This is a genomic window from Ensifer sp. EB106-05-01-XG146 (genome assembly GCF_058791875.1).
The window spans coordinates 230,733-249,808 of the sequence record NZ_JBYTDX010000002.1 but is presented as its reverse complement, the minus strand read 5'-3'; the positions used below and the strand labels follow the sequence as shown (position 1 = coordinate 249,808).

14 protein-coding genes are annotated in these 19,076 nt (G+C 63.6%); 4 read left to right on the top strand and 10 right to left on the bottom strand.

From position 1 onward, the window contains the following. Positions 1 to 17: 17 nt before the first annotated feature. From AC3WVQ_RS21345 to AC3WVQ_RS21305, 9 genes are all read right to left on the bottom strand, one after another. Positions 18 to 1,619, bottom strand: a complete 1,602-nt coding sequence (locus AC3WVQ_RS21345) for an MFS transporter (protein ID WP_060529159.1) — start codon at positions 1,617 to 1,619, stop codon at positions 18 to 20. Further along, positions 1,616 to 2,002 carry a DoxX family protein gene (locus AC3WVQ_RS21340; RefSeq protein WP_420829002.1) on the bottom strand — a complete coding sequence of 129 codons (387 nt, stop codon included), beginning with the start codon at positions 2,000 to 2,002 and terminating at the stop codon, positions 1,616 to 1,618. Before AC3WVQ_RS21340 ends, AC3WVQ_RS21345 begins: the two co-directional genes overlap by 4 nt. Positions 2,003 to 2,124: 122 nt before the next feature. Further along, a complete protein-coding gene (locus AC3WVQ_RS21335; RefSeq protein ID WP_060520016.1) occupies positions 2,125 to 2,340 on the bottom strand; it encodes a hypothetical protein in 216 nt (71 codons plus the stop codon). Between the two features lie 23 nt (positions 2,341 to 2,363). Further along, positions 2,364 to 4,346: an amidohydrolase gene (locus AC3WVQ_RS21330; RefSeq protein WP_440657417.1), complete on the bottom strand. Its 1,983-nt coding sequence runs from the start codon at positions 4,344 to 4,346 to the stop codon at positions 2,364 to 2,366. A gap of 2 nt (positions 4,347 to 4,348) precedes the next feature. Then, complete coding sequence (locus tag AC3WVQ_RS21325) at positions 4,349 to 4,636, bottom strand: XapX domain-containing protein (RefSeq protein ID WP_060643584.1); 288 nt, start codon at positions 4,634 to 4,636, stop codon at positions 4,349 to 4,351. Positions 4,637 to 4,720: 84 nt separating this feature from the next. Next, on the bottom strand, positions 4,721 to 5,371 hold the full coding sequence (locus tag AC3WVQ_RS21320) for a hydrolase (protein ID WP_043623178.1): 651 nt from the start codon (positions 5,369 to 5,371) through the stop codon (positions 4,721 to 4,723). Between the two features lie 146 nt (positions 5,372 to 5,517). Beyond that, positions 5,518 to 6,426: a helix-turn-helix domain-containing protein gene (locus AC3WVQ_RS21315; RefSeq protein ID WP_060519361.1), complete on the bottom strand. Its 909-nt coding sequence runs from the start codon at positions 6,424 to 6,426 to the stop codon at positions 5,518 to 5,520. Between the two features lie 227 nt (positions 6,427 to 6,653). After that, on the bottom strand, positions 6,654 to 7,562 hold the full coding sequence (locus AC3WVQ_RS21310) for a helix-turn-helix domain-containing protein (protein ID WP_113189198.1): 909 nt from the start codon (positions 7,560 to 7,562) through the stop codon (positions 6,654 to 6,656). A 133-nt stretch (positions 7,563 to 7,695) separates the two neighbouring features. Continuing rightward, positions 7,696 to 8,586, bottom strand: a complete 891-nt coding sequence (locus tag AC3WVQ_RS21305) for a helix-turn-helix domain-containing protein (RefSeq protein WP_034789833.1) — start codon at positions 8,584 to 8,586, stop codon at positions 7,696 to 7,698. A gap of 322 nt (positions 8,587 to 8,908) precedes the next feature. On the opposite strand from AC3WVQ_RS21305, the gene AC3WVQ_RS21300 reads away from it, so the two are divergent. Next, the gene (locus tag AC3WVQ_RS21300) at positions 8,909 to 9,289 is read left to right on the top strand and encodes an alpha/beta hydrolase (RefSeq protein WP_252160798.1); all 381 of its coding nucleotides are present in this window, start codon (positions 8,909 to 8,911) and stop codon (positions 9,287 to 9,289) included. 42 nt (positions 9,290 to 9,331) lie between these two features. Here the strand turns inward: AC3WVQ_RS21300 and AC3WVQ_RS21295 are convergent, their stop codons facing one another. Further along, on the bottom strand, positions 9,332 to 11,620 hold the full coding sequence (locus AC3WVQ_RS21295; RefSeq protein ID WP_440657418.1) for an aq_1923 C-terminal domain: 2,289 nt from the start codon (positions 11,618 to 11,620) through the stop codon (positions 9,332 to 9,334). Positions 11,621 to 12,059: 439 nt separating this feature from the next. Between AC3WVQ_RS21295 and katG the strand changes: the two genes are divergently transcribed. The 3 genes from katG (at position 12,060) to AC3WVQ_RS21280 (ending at position 18,977) form a co-directional block, all read left to right on the top strand. Next, entirely contained in the window at positions 12,060 to 14,267 is a 2,208-nt protein-coding gene (gene katG, locus AC3WVQ_RS21290; RefSeq protein WP_404524455.1) for a catalase/peroxidase HPI, read from the top strand. A 405-nt stretch (positions 14,268 to 14,672) separates the two neighbouring features. Next, positions 14,673 to 15,785, top strand: a complete 1,113-nt coding sequence (locus tag AC3WVQ_RS21285) for an efflux RND transporter periplasmic adaptor subunit (RefSeq protein WP_060519355.1) — start codon at positions 14,673 to 14,675, stop codon at positions 15,783 to 15,785. Positions 15,786 to 15,788: 3 nt separating this feature from the next. Continuing rightward, complete coding sequence (locus AC3WVQ_RS21280; RefSeq protein ID WP_218686193.1) at positions 15,789 to 18,977, top strand: efflux RND transporter permease subunit; 3,189 nt, start codon at positions 15,789 to 15,791, stop codon at positions 18,975 to 18,977. Positions 18,978 to 19,076: the final 99 nt, after the last annotated feature.

Genomic DNA, 19,076 nt, shown 5'->3' with positions numbered 1-19,076 from the left:
GGGACGTGCGGTCCGCGTCAACCGAGATGGGGGTGGTTGATCGCGAGAAAGTGGTTGACGACCGGCGCGGCCGGCCCCTTGTGGTAGCGGCGGACATCGTCCTGAATGTCGGCATCGGCCTTCGACACGCGCTTGTGCTGGCGCAGATGCTCTGCCCAGGATTCGACCATAAACCATTCGACCAGCCGTCCGGGATCGGCCGCGTCCTCGGTCACGCCCCAGCCATAGGCGCCGTCGCGCCGCCGCTCGTGCGACAGGCGGGCGAGCGCCTTCAGGAACTCGGACCGATCCGCCTTGTCGATCGTATATTCGATCAGGACGAGAACCGGTCCGCGGTCGTGTTCGACCGGCTCGCTGGTCAGCGGCTCCGGCCAATGATTGGAAGGTATGAGATCCGCCTCACCTTTCGGCAGCTTCATGGCGTGGAAGGCGAAGCCGACTGAGAGAAGGCCGATGGCCGCCACGGCGAGCGTGAAGGGCACGCCGATCGCCGAGGCGGTCGCGCCCCAGGCAAGGCTCCCGCCGGTCATCGCGCCGTTGAAGACGGTCAGATAGACGGCGAGCGTGCGTCCGCGCACCCAGTTGGGCAGGATCGCTTGCGCAGTGCTGTTCAGCGTCGTCAACGCCGTGATCCAGGCCGCACCACAGACGAGCAGCGCCGCCACCGCCACCCATTGCGCCGGCGCGAAGGAAAGCACGCCCATGACGGCGGCGGTCAGGACCGCGGACAAAAGCAGCAATCCGTCGGCATCCATCCGGGCCCGCAAGCGCGGCATCACCAGCGCGCCGCCGATTGCGCCGGCGCCGACGGCGCCGAGCAGGATGCCGTAGAAGCTGGCGCCGCCGCCGAGAAGCTGGCGGGCGACCAGCGGCAGCAGCGCCCAGATCGCACTTGAAAAAGCGAAAAACACGGCTGCACGCAAAAGCACCACATGCAGCTCGCGGCTGGCGCGCGCATAGCGCAGGCCGGCCCGGAAGGCGCCGAGGAAGCGCTCGGCGAGCGCGTCGTCCTCCGGCACCTGCCGCCGCCACCAGACCAATGCGGCAATGACGAAGACATAGCTGATGACATCGACGCCATAGGTGACGGCCGCGCCAAACCAGGCAAGCAGCAGACCGCCAAGCGCCGGGCCGATCGCGCGGGAGATGTTGATGCCGAGCGAGTTCAGTGCGACCGCGCCCTTGACGTCCGGTCGCGACACGAGCTCCGGCACGATCGCCTGCCAGGTGGGGGCAACCAGCGCTGCGCCGATGCCGCCGACAAAGGTAAGCGCAATCAGCGAGGTCACCGACTGCAGCCCGCTTGCAGAGAGGAACAACAGGCAGAGGCTCGCGGATGCGAGCAGGAACTGCACGACGATCAGGAATTTGCGTCGGTCGAGAATATCGGAGAGCACGCCGGCGGGAATGGCGAGCAGGAAGATCGGCAGCGTCGCGGCCGCCTGGATCATCGAGACGGCGGCGGGCGTTGCCGACAGGTCGGTGACGAGCCAGGAGCTTGCGACATCGCGGATGAAGCTGCCGGTGTTGCCGATGATCGTCGCCACCCAGAGCACGGCGAAGACCTTCTGGCGCAAGGGCGCGAAAGTGCCGGCGTTGTTGGTCGCTGCCTGCGTCATTGGCCGCCCCTCTCCGTGGATGCACGTTCGCGCAGATCATAGACTGCAACGAGCACGAATGCGCCGGCAAGGCCGATATGTTCGAAGAAACCGTTTGTCGCCATCGCGCGCTCCATGCCGGGCGGCAGTTCCCAGAAGCGGAATGCGAGCAAGGTGGCGGCGAGGGTGAAGGCCGCAAGCGCGCCTGCCGCCGCCCAGCGGTAGAAGCCTGAGAGAACGAGAGCCGACATCGCAAGCTCAAAAACGATGATGCCGACAGCAAAGAGCGGTGCCGGATAGAGGCCGAAATGCTCCATCTCGGCAAGCGCGCCCGGGAAGTCGAAAATTTTCGTCAAGGGTCCCTGGATATAGGCCGAGCAGAGCGCCAGCAACCCGACGAATATGACACGGTTGCCGGAAAGGCCCGGCCGGAGGCGAGCGGCGAGACGATTTTCGAGGGAAGAGAGGCTCAATCTTTCGTTTCCTTGTCAGGCGGTCTTCGGCTTGATGGGCGGCAAAGCCGCCCTCATCGATTTTTCGGCCATTTCAAAGCGGTGATCGCGCTCTGGGATATGCCTTGGTAGTAGGCTCCATGCTTCGCCGGCGGATGGTTCACCACGACTTTCGCCGAGAGGTGCCGGACGCCCTCAGTCGGCGAGGCCGAGGCCTGCTCCGGTCCGAGCGATGCGTTGAGCAAGATTGAGACCGCGGCCATCGCGACGGCGCCAGCTTTCGTGCGCATTCTGCGTCTCCCTTCCGCTATCGTCACACCGCCCAGCAGGAGCATCCAAGCGCGCCGAAGAAACCCTTAAGGTCGGCGATCGGCAGTTTCGACGTCCAGGCGCCGGCATGATCGTGGCCATGGACGCCGCAATCGCTGGCGCAGCCGCACGACGTGATCGCGGTGCGCCGGAGCGAGCGCTTTCCGGCGCCCTCGGGCTCACCCCAGGCGGCATAACCGCCGAAGGTGCGGACCGGCGACCAGTCGGGCATTGCCGGCGGCACCTTGTTCTCGTCGTGAGAGGCAAGTTCGCCGGCCGCATAGACGATCTTGCCGCCGACCATCGTGAGCTCTGACGTGAGGAAGGAAATCTCGTCCTCGGCGCAGTTGAAAAAGTCCTTGTTCGGCACGATGAGGTCGGCGAACTGCCCTTTCTCAATCCGGCCTTTCTTGCCTTCCTCGTTTGAAAACCACTGCACCTTCTCGGTCCACATCCGAAGCGCCGTCTCGCGATCGAGGCAGTTGGCGCGCGGGTAGAGCTGCAGGCCGCCGACAGTCTTGCCGGTCACCATCCACGACAGCGAAACCCAGGGGTTGTAGGATGCGACGCGGGTCGCATCGGTGCCGGCGGAAACGTTGACGCCCCTTGCCAGCATCTTGGCCACCGGCGGCGTCGCTTCAGCGACACCATGGCCGTAGCGCTCGACGAAGTACTCGCCCTGATAGGCCATGCGGTGCTGCACGGCGATGCCGCCGCCAAGGGCGGCGATCCGGTCGATCGAGCGGTCAGAGATCGTCTCCGCATGGTCGAAGAACCAGTTGATGCCCTCAAGCGGGATATCCTGGTTGACCTTCTCGAAGACGTCGAGCGCACGGGTGATCGTCTCGTCATAGGTGGCATGCAGTCGCCAGGGCCAGCGGTTCTCCGCAAGAATGCGCACGACCTCTTCGAGTTCGCCCTCCATCTCCGGCGGCATGTCCGGGCGCGGCTCGCGGAAGTCCTCGAAGTCGGCGGCGGAAAACACCAGCATCTCGCCGGCACCGTTGTGGCGGAAATAGTCGTTACCCTGCTTGTACTTGACCGACGACGTCCATTTCAGGAAGTCGTCCTTCTCCTGCTTCGGCTTCTGGGTGAAGAGGTTGTAGGCAAGGCGGACCGTCATCTGGCCCTCGTCCGAGAGCTTCTGGATGACGGCATAGTCATCCGGGTAGTTCTGGAAGCCGCCGCCGGCGTCGATGACGCTGGTGACGCCGAGCCGGTTGAGCTCGCGCATGAAATGACGGGTCGAGTTGACCTGGTAATCGAAGGGCAGCTTCGGCCCCTTGGCGAGCGTCGAATAGAGGATGCCGGCATTGGGCTTGGCCAAGAGCAGCCCCGTCGGGTTGCCGCTGGCATCGCGAGTGATCTCGCCGCCCGGCGGGTTCGGCGTGTCCCTGGTGTAGCCGACGGCGCGGAGCGCCGCGGCATTGAGCAGCGCCCGGTCATAGAGATGCAGCAGGAACACCGGCGTATCGGGCGCGACCGCGTTGATCTCATCGATCGTCGGCAACCGCTTTTCGGCGAACTGGTGCTCGGTGAAGCCGCCGACGACCCGCACCCATTGCGGCGCCGGCGTGATCGCCACCTGCCGCTTCAGCATGTCCATCGCATCGGCAAGCGAGCGCACGCCGTCCCAGCGCAGCTCCATGTTGAAGTTGAGGCCGCCACGCACGACGTGGGTATGATTGTCGTTCAGGCCCGGCAGGACGCGCTTGCCCTTGAGGTCGATGGTCTTTGTGCCTGAGCCTGCCAGCGCCATGATCGTCCTGTCGTCACCGACAGCGAGGATCAGGCCATCCTTGACGGCAACGGCAGTGGCAGTCGGATTGGCGCGGTCGAGCGTCGTCACGAGGCCGTTGTGAAGGATCAGGTCGGGCGTCATCGAAGTATCTCCGGTCTGTTGGGCGCCGGCGGTGCGGGCCGACGGGAAGAGAGCGGGCAGCGCCAGCGACGAGGCGGCACCGAGGAACGAGCGTCTAGTCGGCATCGTCAGGCCCTTTCGTCGGGGCCGGCAGCATCCTTCGCCGTGCCGGTTGCGATCTGCCCGCCGGGCAGATGGCCGAACACGTGCGGCATGCACTGCCGATTGAACCAGGAGAGGTTGACCGGCTCACCCGACAGGGCGCGCTTGACCAGGGGGACGGATTGCTCCCCGATGAGAATGCCGAGCAGACCGATCAGCGCGATGACCGGCGGCGCCGGCGAGCGGACGTTGAGCAGCGCATAGATGACGCCGACGACCAGCCCGGCTCCAAGCGAGAGAAGGTACATCTTCATCGCCAACTCCTTTACGGGATAAAGGTGGCGCTCCGGCCGCAGCGAGGCGGCCAGAGCGTTAATCTAGAGCGCGGAAGCGTTCTGTCAGTGGCCTTCGGACGCGCCGAACATCGACTTGGCGTAGATGATGCCGAGACCATACGAACCGCCGAACTTCTTGGCGATACCGGTGGTCATGTCGTAGGTCTCGGTGCGCGCCCAGTCGCGCTGCAGCTCGAGCATGTATTGCAGCGAGGTCATCGGCCGGACGCCGGCCTGCACCATGCGGTCCATCGCCCGCTCATGCGCCTCATCCGAAACGTCGCCGCAGGCGTCGGCGATGACATAGACCTCGAATCCCTGATCGAGCGCCGAGAGGGTCGGGCCGACGATGCAGACCGAGGTCCACAGCCCGCACATGACAAGGCGCTTCTTGCCGATGCGGTTGACCTCTTCGATCACGGCGGCGTCTTCCCAGGTGTTCATCGAGGTGCGGTCCAGCAGTTTCTGGCCGGGGAAGGCATCGGTGATCTCGGAGAACATCGGGCCGGAGAAGGTCTTTTCGGCAACGGTCGTGAGGATGGTCGAAACGCCGAAACCTGCCGCCGCATTGGCGACAAGTGCTGCGTTGTTGCGCAAGAGCACCGCGTCGATCGACTTGGTCGCAAAGGACATCTGCGACTGGAAGTCGATCATGATCAGAGTGTGGTCTTTGGGCGAGACGAGGAGTTTGCCGGGGGTCGCTGTCGCAGACATGGTCGTGACCTCTTACTGTTGAAACTGAACTCCGATTGGCGAGGCCCAACTATGCCGCCGACCGGCGACCCATTCTTGTCGCCAAAGGTGGATTTTTGAAAATTTCGCTCGCCTTCAGCCGGCAGGGCGCGTGTACTTTCAGAGGGTTACGACTGTCGGCTGCGCCGCCACTGGCGCGGCGTGGCACCTGCGGCCTGCGCAAAGGCCCGGGTAAAATGGCTCTGATCCGAAAAGCCGCAGACGACGGCAATTTCACTTAGGGACGTGGGCGAGAACTGCAACAGATCCTTGGCCTTTTCGATCCTCTGCTGCAGCAGCCAGCGGTAGGGCGTGCTGCCCATGGTCTCGCGAAAGGCACGCAAAAAAGCCGCCTGCGACAGATTGCAGGTCGCAGCCATTTCCTCGACGGTGAGCTCGCCATCCAGACGGGCTTGCACCAGATCGCGGATCTTTGCCTGGCAGCGCTGCGAAAGCCTGCGTCCTCCGGCAAGGCTCTCGCCACGGCCGTTACCGTACTGCCGGACCATATGCACGCCGATTGCCACCGAGAGCTGGTCGACAAACAGCGCGCTTCGATCCGTGTATCCGTCCACCGACGCAAACAAAGCGCCGAGCATGCCGCCGAGAACAGGGTCGGGCGAGCCGGAAACGGGCCGCAGCTCGCTGACGCCAGAAGCATTTGCCGCGTCTGCGATGCGTTCGAGCGCACCGTGGCCGATTTCAAGCAAGGTGAAATCGAAGGATCCTTTGAGATCGGCTTTATAATCGTCGGCAAAGTTCCTGACGTAGATCGAGTTTTGGCCGAACTCCTGGGTCGCAGAGTGGTGCGCTCCGAAAACCCGGCGGCGATGACCGCCCACAAGCGATAGGCCGATCAGATAGCCTCGCCCGTTGCCAGGTGTCGTGACCTGGCCCGGCGGTCCCGCTGTCGACCGCTTGCGGTGGAAGACCATGTCGCGGCCTTCGATCGTCCTGTCGTCATCCAGCTGGTCGAGCGAGCATCCGAGACTGTCGCGCGGTCGCGCTCCGGCCGAGGCAGCGGAAACATTCGTCATCGTCTTCGCTCCTATGTGTCGAGACTGCCCGCCAAACCCACCTGCCGTGACGACGAAAACGAAAGACGTAAGTCGCCTCGCGCAGGGTAAACGTGCGCGCAATTCATTCTCGGTTTCACCAAATCATTTGCAGGAGCGGCCCTATGATTGCCCCGGTCGCCGCATCATTCTTGCACGTTTTTCACCTGTTTTGAAAATTTTGCACGAGGGCGCGCCCTCTTTCCACCCTATTGCGGAGGTCGATCCACAGCGACGCCGACCGACCGGTTCTTTTTCCGGAAGCGTGCCGGCGTTTCCCCCGTCAGGCTGGTGAATACCCGGGTCATGTGGCTCTGGTCGGCAAAGCCGCAGTGGATAGCAATTTCAGCAAGGGGGGTGTCCTGAAGCAGACACTCCTTGACCCGCGCGATCCGATATTCGGACAGCCACCTGGACGGTGTGCGCCCGAAGCTTTCCTTGAAAGCCTTGTTGAAATAGCTGCGCGAGAGCTCGCACTGGGCCGCAAGATCGCCGATCGAGAACGGCGTGTTGAAATGGGCGACCAGAAACTCCGTCGCCAGCCTCTCCTGCCATGGCGCCAGCGTCCCCTTCTTGTCGACGGGGAAATGCAGACCGCCATAGGCCTGGCTGAGATGGGCCAATGCGGCAAGATTGATCTGTTCGACGAAGAGCAGATTGGCCCGGTCCGGTTCATCGAGCGAGGGCAGCAGCGCCTGGGCAAGGCCGAACATGACCGGATCCACGCGTCCCTGCACGGGAGACAGCGACACATACTCGCCGCGCCCGGCCCTTTCGGTAAAGCTCCGCATAGAGGCAAAGGGAATGTGGAAGCGGACATTGTCGAAGGGCGACAGATGGTGGCACTGCCATTGGTCGCGAAGATCGGTGATCGCGAGCGAAGCCTTGGGATGCCCTCCCTCATACACGAGTTCGCCACGCCGCCACAGGCGATGCGCCTCGAAGTCACGCATCTGGACGATGACGTTGAAGGCATCGGCGACCGGAATCAGCGGCCCGACTTCCAGATCGAAGCGATCCGAGAAGGTTCTCGTGACGGTGATGTCGCCGGCGCTGATCCGCTTGACGATAGGGCGCGGTGTGCGTTCGTCTGCGCTCAGTCCTTCTTGCAAGGCCATCGGTCAGGGTCTCCCGATTTCCAGCTCAGCCGCCCGCTTCAGCGGCCGGGCGGATGCTACAACGGTTGGCTGTCGCAATACAGAGGCAAATCCAGCGATGCATCGCCGAGCGTCAAAGGTCAGCATGGTACCCTCACTGCAGCCAGCGCGCGCGCCAGACGGCGGGTGTCACGCCCGTCACCTCACGAAAGGCCTCGACGAACCGGGCCTCGTCGGCATAGCCGCAACTGGCGGCGGTTTTGCTCAGCGACCATCCCTCTTCGATCAGATAGCGCTTGGCGCGACCGATCCGGTACCGCATCAACCACTCTTGCGGCGTCTGGCCGGTCACGGATGCAAAAGCCGCGGCAAAACCCTCTTCCGAAAGATTTGCGGCCGCTGCTGCTGCCGCAAACGAAAAGTCCTTGGCCCAATGGTCGATCATGAAGTCCTTGGCCGCCTTCTCCTGCCACACAGACAGATCGGGGCCGCCGGATGCGACGGCGCGATCCGGGTAGGAATGCAGAAGATGCGCGCAGATGGCGACGGCGATGTGCTGCAGCACCGCACCCGGTTCACCCTCGCTCTCGTCAAGAAGCGGCGACAGCGCCAAGGCGAGATTGTGCATGACGTCGTCGACCTCGCCGCGACGGCATCTAAGACTGGTGGCGGCGGGAGCATGCGAAAACTCGCAGACTTCATGAAACAAGGCCCGTGGCAGATGGAAAGCGAGTGAATCGAGATCGCTGACGAGCCGGATACTGGCGCCCTCAGCGAGATCGACGAGACAGATCGACCCCTGCCGGTAGCGGCGAATTTCACTTTCGCTTTCGCCCGGCACCAGGTCGCAGTGCATGACATCCTTGAAGTAGAACATCAGGAAATAGGCGTCGTCGGCGGGCAGCGATACGATGCGGCTCAGTTCTCCGTTCAGCCGGCACCGCAGGCGCGTCACCGAAAACCGGGCGTCCCGCACGGGCCGCACCATGAGAAACGGCGCCTTCGGCTCGCCAAAATACGCTCCAATACCGCTTGGCTCTGTCATCATCCGTCCAGCCCCGCCCCCTGGCGATGGAGTTCACTCCTCGCGTGCAATCCGATTCGATGCGCGAAAGATCCGACGCAAGGGGGCATCTCGCTATTGCCGCTCATATCCGAGAAAACATGGGGGGTGCTGCCAGTAATTTCTTGTATCCTTTGCTCACATTTAGCCGCAAACGGCTCTGTATTGACTTCATGCCGCATGATCCCGCCGCTTCAAAGCGGCCGCGTCTCGGTGACGTAGCTCTCGAAGAAATCGGAGAACTTGGCAACCCTGAGCGGCAGCCGTTGACGGGCTGTGCGACATCCGGGCATTCGCGGCCTCCGTGGAAGACCTGGCGAACTCCATCGGCGACAGGCGGCGTGTGTACCCGGGCCAAGCCGTCTATGGCATCGGCTACGCCACAGGCGCGACGCTGCTCGCCGCACTCCTGGTCAAATATCCTGGTCTGTTCGAGCGAGCGGTCCTGCTGCATCCCCTCGTGTCTTGGGTGCCACCCGGCAACGCCGGACTTCAGGGCAAACCGATCCTGGCCACCGGCGGCCAAGACGATCCTACCGGTCCATTGGCGCTCGCCGAACAACTGGTCGATTATCTTGCGGGGCAGAAAGCTGATGTCCGACCCCTCTACAATCGGGCCGCACACGAGATCGAGCAGGATGAATTGATAGCGCTTCGGGATTTCCTTCAGGCGGCCATCGACTGAAGCAATGCGGGCCGCATCTGATGACGCGGCCCGCGATAGATTTTACTGCGCCTTGGCTTCGATATCGACTTGCTCGAGCAGAAGCGCCGGGTTTTCGGCAGCTCCCATCAGTTCGAGCGCGCCGACACCGGCTTCATCCTTGGCCTTGACCTTCAGCGTGAAGGTGCCGGGCTTGCTGATGAACTGGGTAAACGCCGTCGCCGCGTCCTGCAGTTTCGGCTGCGTGGCGGCAAAATGCTGCACACCGGCGCTCGTCATCAACACGAGCAGGCCGCGAACGCTGTCCTCGGTCATGTGGTTATCTTCGGCATAGAGCTTGATGCCCTTGGCCATGATGCCCTTGTCCTCGAGCTTGAGCGTGACTTCCCTCGCCGTAAGACCGAACATCGCGATCTGCGCGGCATTGAGATCGCCGGAGAAGAAGTCCTCCGAAGCGCCGCCCATGACGCCGGAGAAGGAGAGGCTGCCCATGTCCTTGCCATCCAGCGAAATCTGCTTGATGACGAAGTTCTCGTTGGGCTCATCCCACGACAGTTCGACGTTGGACGAGAAGACCAGCTTGTCGAGGCCGATCTTGCGCAGCGTCTTGAAGCCCTCTTCCTGCGTGTCCGCAGGGATCGGAACGCTGAGGTCGCGGTAGCTGACGCGGACATCCGTCGGAATGCCGTTGCGCGGCTTCGTCAGCGCGATTTCATAGGTATCGAGCGTGAAACGAACGCGTTCCGGAACGGACGGCACGGCCGACTGCTCTACGGGCGCCTCGGCCATCGGGTCTTCCGGCACTTCACCGGCGATCTCCGCGCCGCTGGCGGCTTCGCCGTCGGTCGCTTCATCCGCCGACTGCTCTGCAGGCGCCTCGGCCATTGGCTCTTCTGCTGCATCGCCGGGGACCGCCGCGTCGCTGGCGGCTTCGCCGTTTGTCGTTTCGTCCGGCACCTGCTCGGCTTCCGGCGCCTGTTCGGCACTGATCGACGGATCGACCTCGGTTTCGGTCGCGCTCTCGTCCTCGACGGTTTCACTGTCCGTCACGGCTGCCGGGTCGCCGCCGGGCATGTCCACGTCGAGCCCGGCGACCCGGATCGTGCCGAATTCCGGCATCAGCGTGGTGTAGGGGAAGGTCTCGAATTCCTCCTCCTTCAGGCCCGCAAGCTTCGTCAGTGCCTCCATGGTCGGAGCCCAGGAGAAACCGTTGATGCTGGCTTCGGCAAACTTGAAGTAGTCGGTCCCCTCGCCCGCCGTGACACCGTTCATCGTGCCATCGAAACTGCGGCCGTTGAGCTGGAACGCCATCTTGTCGACGGCGAGCTTCACGAGCTTGCCTTCGGCGCTTTCCTGCTCCGGCACTTCCATCTTCAGGCCGAGCAATTCCATGTCGCCCTTTGCCAGCATGTCGACCAGCGAAAGAATGCGTTTGAAGAATGCCTGGCGCTCCGCCGGTGGCAGGGCTTGCGGATCGCTGACCGCCTGGAGTTGCTCGAGCGTTTCGAGAAGCGGCTCGGTCGGCATGCGGACGCTGAGGCCGCTGCTGCGCACTTCGTCGTAGCCGAAACGCGACTTGCTATCGGAGAAGGCAAGGTTCTTTACGGAGATCGGGCCGTAGAGCAGCTTCGGTTCCTTGTCCTCAGGACCGGCTTTTTGCGTGTAGATGCGGGCCATGTAGGCCACATCGAAGCTCTCTCCAGTGACGGCGCCCATGGTGCCGTCCATCTTTTCCCGCTTCGTTGCCCCTTCGCCGTCAGGAATATCCATGGCAAAGGCGAACGTGGCGCCGCTCGCCGAATAGCGCGCAACGCGGCCGCTGGCGATATCCTCGAGCCGGACATCCTTGTAGACCGTCTTCTGCTCGGAGCTTGCAACGTTCTGGACGATGGCCACTTCCGGCGCGGAGACCTGCTTTGCCGCGAAGCGCTCGATGCGCTTCAAAAGGTCAGCCTTTTCCCCGCTTGCCGTCAGGCCGGCTGCGAAAAAGTCGGGATCTTCCAGCGTTGCCGCAGGCACGGAAAGCTTGGCGGCCTTCAGGTCGAGCTCCAGGCCCTTCACGTCGAGCTTGCCGCTCAGCGAAAAGATCTTCGGACGTCCGTCGATTGCCGCGATGCGCGCGCTGACACCATCGGCGAAAGGCAGCGTGACGTCGCGCAGATGAATGCGGCCGAAGAAGTCCGCCTCAACCGAACCGGCCTTCCCGCCGCGCTCGGCGATGAAGGTCCCGACCGCCTTTTCGAGCATGAACTTGCCGCCGACGACACCCGCGGCTGCGATCGCGATGACCGCGACAGCAGCCCAAAGTGCTTTGCGACGGCCCTTGCCGGCACCAATTTCTGTCTCAGCCACGATTTCTGTCCTTTCGTCACACGAAAAATGGAAAGCTCTTGAGTCGTTGCGGTGTGACTAACCATTGGCGCTACCTTCCGCAAGTTTGGCGGGAGTGCAGTGCAACAATTTTCTTGTATCGGCTGCAATCGGCAAACGCTCGAACGTCATCAAAAATGCATGGAGGGCTGCAAGCATGTGCCCATGGGACCCATGTCCATTAGCGATAGGATCTGCTTATCGCCACAATCAGGAAATCCAACTTAAATTAATGGAACCACTTTGATAGAGTCTACGGCACAATGAGGGAGACGCAGCCAGTGGCGACACCGCTTCGCGGAACGACAACCACCGACGGCACCAGACATGCCGGGCCGCGGGCTCGGCTGGGCGCCTGTCCGCGCCTGGCGCTTTTCCTCTGACCCATCCAAAATTCACGTCATCTTGAAGGGAGATAAAAATGGACGCGAAAGCCGACAAAACGGGCAAATGTCCCGTCATGCACGGAGCCCAGACGAGCGCACAGTCGCCCGGCACCTCGAACCGCGACTGGTGGCCGAACCAGCTCAACCTGAAGATCCTGCACCAGAACTCTTCGCTGTCCGATCCGATGGGCGAAGCCTTCGACTACGCCGAGGAATTCAAGAAACTCGACCTGCCGGCGGTGAAGAGGGACCTCTTCGCGCTGATGACCGATTCGCAGGATTGGTGGCCGGCCGACTTCGGTCACTATGGCCCGCTCTTCATCCGCATGGCCTGGCACAGCGCCGGCACCTACCGTACCGGTGACGGCCGCGGCGGCGCGGGCGCCGGACAGCAGCGCTTTGCGCCACTCAACAGCTGGCCGGACAACGCCAACCTCGACAAGGCACGCCGGCTGCTGTGGCCGATCAAGCAGAAATACGGCAACAGCATCTCCTGGGCCGACCTGATGATCCTCGCCGGCAACTGTGCGCTCGAGTCTATGGGCTTCAAGACCTTCGGCTTTGCCGGTGGCCGCCCCGACGTCTGGGAACCGGAGGAAGACATCTACTGGGGCACGGAAAAGACCTGGCTCGACGACAAGCGCTACTCGGGCGACCGCGACCTCGAGAACCCGCTCGCCGCCGTTCAGATGGGCCTGATCTACGTCAATCCGGAAGGCCCGAACGGCACTCCGGACCCGCTCGCCGCCGCGCGTGACATCCGCGAAACCTTCGCGCGCATGGCGATGAACGACGAGGAAACCGTGGCGCTGATCGCCGGCGGCCACACCTTCGGCAAGACCCATGGCGCCGGCGATGCGGCCAATGTCGGCCGCGAGCCGGAAGCTGCCGGCATCGAGGAACAGGGCCTCGGCTGGGCGAGCACCTACGCCAGCGGCCGTGGTGGCGACACCATCACGAGCGGCCTCGAAGTCACCTGGACGACGACGCCGACCAAATGGAGCAACAACTTCTTCTGGAACCTCTTCGGCTACGAATGGGAACTGACGAAGAGCCCGGCCGGCGCACACCAGTGGACGCCGAAGCATGGCATGGGTGCCAACACCGTGCCGGACGCGCACGACAAATCCAAGCGCCATGCGCCGTCGATGCTGACGACCGACCTCGCCCTGCGCGTCGACCCGGCCTACGAGAAGGTCGCACGGCATTTCTACGAGAACCCGGATGCCTTCGCCGACGCCTTCGCCCGCGCCTGGTACAAGCTGACGCACCGCGACATGGGTCCACGCGCCCGCTATCTCGGCCCGGAAGTGCCGGCCGAAGAGTTGATCTGGCAGGATCCGATCCCGGCCGTCGATCATCCGCTCGTCGACGCCAAGGATATCGCCGATCTCAAGGCCAGGATCCTCGCTTCGGGCCTTTCGGTATCCGAACTGGTTTCGACCGCCTGGGCGTCGGCCTCGACCTTCCGCGGCTCGGACAAGCGCGGCGGCGCCAACGGCGCGCGCATCCGCCTTTCCCCGCAGAAGGACTGGCAGGTCAACCAGCCGGCACAGCTGGCGAAGGTTCTCGATGTCCTCGAAGGCATCCAGCGTAGCTTCAACGACGCCCAGTCCGGCGGCAAGAAGGTGTCGCTCGCCGACTTGATCGTGCTCGGCGGCGCCGCAGCGGTCGAGAAGGCAGCCAAAGCCGCCGGCCACGACATCGAGGTCGCCTTTGCGCCTGGCCGCATGGATGCGACGCAAGAGCAGACCGATGTCGAGTCCTTCGCGGTTCTCGAACCGATCGCCGACGGCTTCCGCAACTACCAGCGGGCCCAGTACGCGGTTTCGCCGGAAGAGCTGCTGATCGACAGGGCGCAGCTGCTGACGCTGACCGCGCCGGAGATGACCGTGCTCGTCGGGGGCTTGCGCGTTCTCGGCGCGAACCACGGCCAGACCGCTCACGGCGTCTTCACCGATCGCCCGGAAACGCTCAGCAACGACTTCTTCGTCAACCTGCTCGACATGGGCACGGCCTGGACGGCGACGTCCGACGCGAAGGATGTCTTCGAAGGGCGTGACCGCAGAACCGGCGACGTCAAGCGGACGGCCACCCGCATCGATCTCGTCTTCGGTTCGAACTCGCAGCTGCGGGCCATCGCCGAAGTCTACGGCCAGGCGGATGCAAAGGCGAAGTTCGTACGCGACTTCGTCGCGGCCTGGAACAAGGTGATGAACGCCGACCGTTTCGACCTCGTCTGACGGCTGGATCCGGCAACAGTACTAAGCTTGGTCCCGGCATCGCGCCGGGACCTGTCTACTCGATGGTTCCGCGGAAATGTCACCGGAGGTTGCAGATCGATCTCGTCAATTGTGACGATGTGGCACACGTAAAACGTTCGCCTCCACGCACTTCCCTCAACCGAAATCCGACAAAATCAGCCTGTCGCCTCCCTCTGCCGTGAACGCACGATGGTCCAGCAAATCATTGCTTTTGTGACAAGTTCTCTCTGAACCCGCCTTTCGCGGGTATTTGCATCATCTTTGCAAGCCTCCGCTTAAATCAACCCATGATTGCGTGACTTGGCGCGGAGAACATGTTCTGATTTCAATGCACTGCCAAGGACTGATCTTATCTCCAGCTGTTTCGTTCAGGGGGAACGTTGCATGCGTCGTTCGAGAATTCCTGCCCTTTCACTATCATCAGCACTGCTTGTCGCGATCGGGTTTTCCGCGCAAACGGCATTGGCGCAGCAGGCGCCAGCCGTGGTCGTGGCGCCGGCCACCATCATGGACCTGCGCGAGAGCGTGGATCTGACGGGCAAGGTTACGGCGATCCAGAAGGTCGACATTCGCGCCCGCGTTTCGGGTTTCCTCGAGGCGGTCAACTTCACCGAAGGGCAGAAGGTGACGGCGGGCACGGAGCTCTACCGGGTGGAAGACGGCGCCTACCGCGCCGCCGTGCAGGAGATCGAAGGGCAGATCGAGGCGGCCGAAGCCGCCAAGGAATTCGCGATCCTCGAGCGCGACCGCGCCGAGCAGCTCCTCACCAGCAAGACGATCAGCCAAGCCAAGGTCGACGAAGCGCACGCGCAAGTTAGGAAAGCCGAAGGCGACCTGATCCGGCTCAAGGGCAGCAAGGACAACGCCGACCTCAACCTCTCCTATACGAAGATCACGGCGCCTTTCGACGGCATCGTCGGCCTGACGGCGGCCGATGTCGGCGCCCTCGTCGGCCCGGACAGCGGCCCGCTCGTGACGCTGACCCGGCTCGACCCGATCTATGTCCAGTTTCCGGTGGCGACCGCACTTTACCTCACCTATCGCGAACGGGTGCTGAAGGGCGAGATCAGCGGCGGCGCCAATGTCGGGCTCGGCCTTCCGAACGGCACCGAGTACAAGCAAAAAGGCACGATCAACTTTATCGCCAGCAACGTCTCGCAAGGGACGGACACGGTGACCGTGCGCGCCGAGTTCCCCAATCCGGACAGCATCCTGCTCGACGGTGCGCTGGTGCGGGTGATGCTCGAACAATCCGACAAGCAGGACGTGCTTGCCGTGCCGCAGCAAGCGGTCCAGCGTGACCAGCAGGGCGCTTTCGTTCTGGTGGTCGACGCCAGCTCCAAGGTCGAGCTTCGCCGCATCGACGTGTCACGCAACGCCCGCGGCCAGGCGGTCATCAGCAAGGGCCTCAAGGAAGGCGAGAACGTCATCACAGAGGGCGCCGGCAAGGTTCGCCCGGGCATCACCGTCGATGCGGCCACGGCAGCAGGTGGCTAAGCGATGATTTCAGAGATCTTTATCGATCGCCCGCGCTTCGCCACGGTCATTTCCATCGTGCTGACGCTGGCGGGTCTGCTTGCGCTCACCCGTCTGCCGATCGCCCAGTTCCCCGATATCGTGCCGCCGCAGGTGAGCGTCACCGCCAGTTATCCCGGCGCCGGCGCCGACGTGGTCGAAACCACCGTCGCCCAGCCGATCGAAAGCAAAGTCGTCGGCGTCGACGACATGCTCTACATGAAGTCGACGAGCGGCGCCGACGGCTCTTATACGCTGACCGTCACCTTCGCCGTCGGCACCGATCCTGATATCGCCACCGTCAACGTGCAGAACCGCGTGTCGCTCGCCGAGGCCGGCCTGCCCTCCGAGGTCAAGCAGAGCGGCGTCAGCGTGCGCAAGAAGTCCTCTGCGCTGATGCAGGTCGTCACGATCTTTGCAGCGGACGAGAAGCAGAACTTCGACAGCCTGTTCCTGTCCAACTACGCCACGATCAACGTGCTTGATACGGTCAAGCGCGTGCCCGGCGTCGGCGATGCCCAGCTCTTCGGCGCCCAGGACTACTCGATGCGCGTCGTGCTCGACATCGACCGCATGACCAGCCTCGACCTGACGCCGACCGATGTGATCAATGCGCTGAAGGCCCAGAACGTCCAGGCCGCGATCGGCCGCATCGGCGCCCAGCCGATGACCGACGACCCGCTGTTCCAGCTCAATCTCCAGACGCAAGGGCGCCTGACCGATCCCAAGCAATTCGAGGATGTGGTGCTGCGCGCACGGCCCGACGGCTCCTATGTGCGCATCCGCGACGTCGCGCGCGTCGAGCTCGGCGCCGCCAGCTCCGATTCCAACGCCCGGATCAACGGCAAGCCGGTCGCCATGATCGGCACCTACCAGGCGCCGGGCGCCAACGCGCTTGCTGCCGCCAGGGGCGTGCAGGACGCGATGGAACGATTGTCGAAATCCTTCCCGCCGGGCCTCACCTATTCGGTCTCCTACGACACAGCCCAGTTTGTCGAAGCCAGCGTCGACAACGTCGAGGAGACGCTGTTTGAGGCCTTCATCCTCGTCATCATCATCGTCTTCCTGTTCCTCGGAAACTGGCGGGCGACCCTGATCCCGCTCGTTGCCGTTCCGGTCGCGCTCATCGGCACCTTCGCCGTGCTGCTCGCCATGGGCTTCTCGCTCAATACCGTATCGCTGCTTGCCATGGTGCTGGCGATCGGCATCGTCGTTGACGACGCGATCGTGGTCGTCGAAAACGTCGAGCGGGTGATGGAGGAAAATCCAGGCCTGTCGGCTGCGGAAGCGGCAAGGCGTGCGATGGGCGAAATCACCGGCGCCATTGTCGCCATCACCCTCGTGCTGCTCTCCGTCTTCGTGCCCGTCGCCTTCATTCCTGGCCTCAGCGGCCAGCTGTTCCAGCAGTTTGCCGTCGCCGTTTCGGTGTCGATGGTGATCTCGGCGATCAACGCGCTGACGCTCAGCCCGGCGCTCTGCGCGGTGCTCTTGAAACCCCATCACGGGCCGAAACGCGGCATCCTCGGTTACATCTCGCGGACCATCGACAAGGGGCGCGACGGCTACGCCTTCGTCGCCGGACACATCGCCCGGCGCGCCATCATCGGCTTGGCACTGCTCGCGGTCGCCTTCGTCGCCACGGGCTTCCTCTTCAAGGTCGTGCCGACCGGCTTCCTGCCGGCGGAAGACCAGGGCGCGTTCTTCACGGAAATCCGTCTGCCGGAAGGCGCCTCCTACAACCGCACCGACGAAGTCGTGAAACAGGTCGAGACGATGCTCGGCGGCATCGAGGGCGTTGCCAACGTCATCACCGTCACCGGCTACTCCTTCCTCGACGGTTTGTCGAAGTCCAACTCGGCCTTCGCGATCGTCACGATGAAACCCTTTGCGGAACGCCTGAGCGATGCGGCCGGCGTCGAGGCGGCGATCCGCACGACCATGGTCAAGGGCCAGGCGATCCGCGGCGCGCAGATCTTCGCCTTCAACCTGCCGCCGATCATGGGCCTCGGCACCGGCTCGGGCTTCGAGTATCAGTTGCTCGACCTGCAGGGCCGTTCCGTCGCCGACCTTTCGGCAACGGCGGGCGGGTTGATTATCGCCGCCAACCAGAACCCGGCGCTCGGGCCGACCTTCACCACCTATTCGGCAAGCTCGCCGCAACTCTATCTCGATATCGATCGCGACCGCCTGCAGGCCCTCGGCGTTTCGGTCAGCGACCTCTTCACCACGCTGCAGGGCACGCTCGGCAGCTACTACGTCAACGACTTCAACCTCTTCGGCCGCACCTGGAAGGTGACGATGCAGGCGGCGCAAGCCGACCGCAACGCCGTCGACGACATCCAGCGCCTACACGTGCGCAATACGAGCGGCGACATGGTGCCGGTCGCCTCAGTCGCCAAGGTCGACTATATCGTCGGTCCCCAGTCGATCGTGCGCTACAACAATTATCGCTCGATCACGCTGAACGGCCAGCCGTCCGCCGGCCACTCCTCGGGCGAGGCGCTTGCCGCCATGGAAGCGTTGTCGGCCTCGACCTTGCCGCCCGGCTACAGCTACGAATGGACCGGAACGGCGTTGCAGGAGCTGGAGGCGGCGGGCAAGACCACCGCCATCCTGGCAATGGCCGTGCTGTTCGCCTACCTCTTCCTCGTCGCGCTCTACGAAAGCTGGACGATCCCCGTGCCGGTGCTCCTGTCGGTTGCCTTCGGCGTCTCAGGCGCGCTCTTGTCCGTGCTCGTCGCGGGTCTGTCCTTCGACATCTACGCCCAGATCGGCCTCGTCGTGCTGATCGCGCTCGCCTCGAAGAACGCGATCCTGATCGTCGAGTTTGCCAAGGCGCACCGCGAGGCTGGAGCAAGCATCGTCGATGCGGCGATCGAAGGCGCCCGCGCCCGCTTCCGCGCCGTGATGATGACGAGCTTCGCCTTCATCGTTGGCCTGGTGCCGCTGGTGGTCGCCAAGGGCGCCGGCGAACTCAGTCGGCGCGCGGTCGGCACCGGTGTCGCTGGCGGCATGCTTGCCGCAGCGCTCGTCGGCATCTTCGTCATTCCGGCGCTCTACGTCGCTTTCCAGTGGCTGCGTGAGCGCGGCCACAAGCTCGTGGGCATTTCCCGGCATCCGGCCGTTGAAGGCGAAGCGGCGGAAGGCAAGGCCGAGACGCCGGCCGGGCACTGACCGCCGGTCGAGTTCAAGCCGACAAGGGATCGTATCTCTCGTCTCAGTTTGACGCTCCTTGCGACCAAGCATCGGCGGCGCACCGCGCCGCCGTCTCGA

Coding starts and splice junctions, on each gene's coding strand:
- AC3WVQ_RS21345 (WP_060529159.1), bottom strand. CDS start 1,619: ATGACGCAGGCAGCGACCAACAACGCCGGCACTTTCGCGCCCTTGCGC.
- AC3WVQ_RS21335 (WP_060520016.1), bottom strand. CDS start 2,340: ATGCGCACGAAAGCTGGCGCCGTCGCGATGGCCGCGGTCTCAATCTTG.
- AC3WVQ_RS21330 (WP_440657417.1), bottom strand. CDS start 4,346: ATGCCGACTAGACGCTCGTTCCTCGGTGCCGCCTCGTCGCTGGCGCTG.
- AC3WVQ_RS21325 (WP_060643584.1), bottom strand. CDS start 4,636: ATGAAGATGTACCTTCTCTCGCTTGGAGCCGGGCTGGTCGTCGGCGTC.
- AC3WVQ_RS21320 (WP_043623178.1), bottom strand. CDS start 5,371: ATGTCTGCGACAGCGACCCCCGGCAAACTCCTCGTCTCGCCCAAAGAC.
- AC3WVQ_RS21315 (WP_060519361.1), bottom strand. CDS start 6,426: ATGACGAATGTTTCCGCTGCCTCGGCCGGAGCGCGACCGCGCGACAGT.
- AC3WVQ_RS21310 (WP_113189198.1), bottom strand. CDS start 7,562: ATGGCCTTGCAAGAAGGACTGAGCGCAGACGAACGCACACCGCGCCCT.
- AC3WVQ_RS21305 (WP_034789833.1), bottom strand. CDS start 8,586: ATGACAGAGCCAAGCGGTATTGGAGCGTATTTTGGCGAGCCGAAGGCG.
- katG (WP_404524455.1), top strand. CDS start 12,060: ATGGACGCGAAAGCCGACAAAACGGGCAAATGTCCCGTCATGCACGGA.
- AC3WVQ_RS21285 (WP_060519355.1), top strand. CDS start 14,673: ATGCGTCGTTCGAGAATTCCTGCCCTTTCACTATCATCAGCACTGCTT.
- AC3WVQ_RS21280 (WP_218686193.1), top strand. CDS start 15,789: ATGATTTCAGAGATCTTTATCGATCGCCCGCGCTTCGCCACGGTCATT.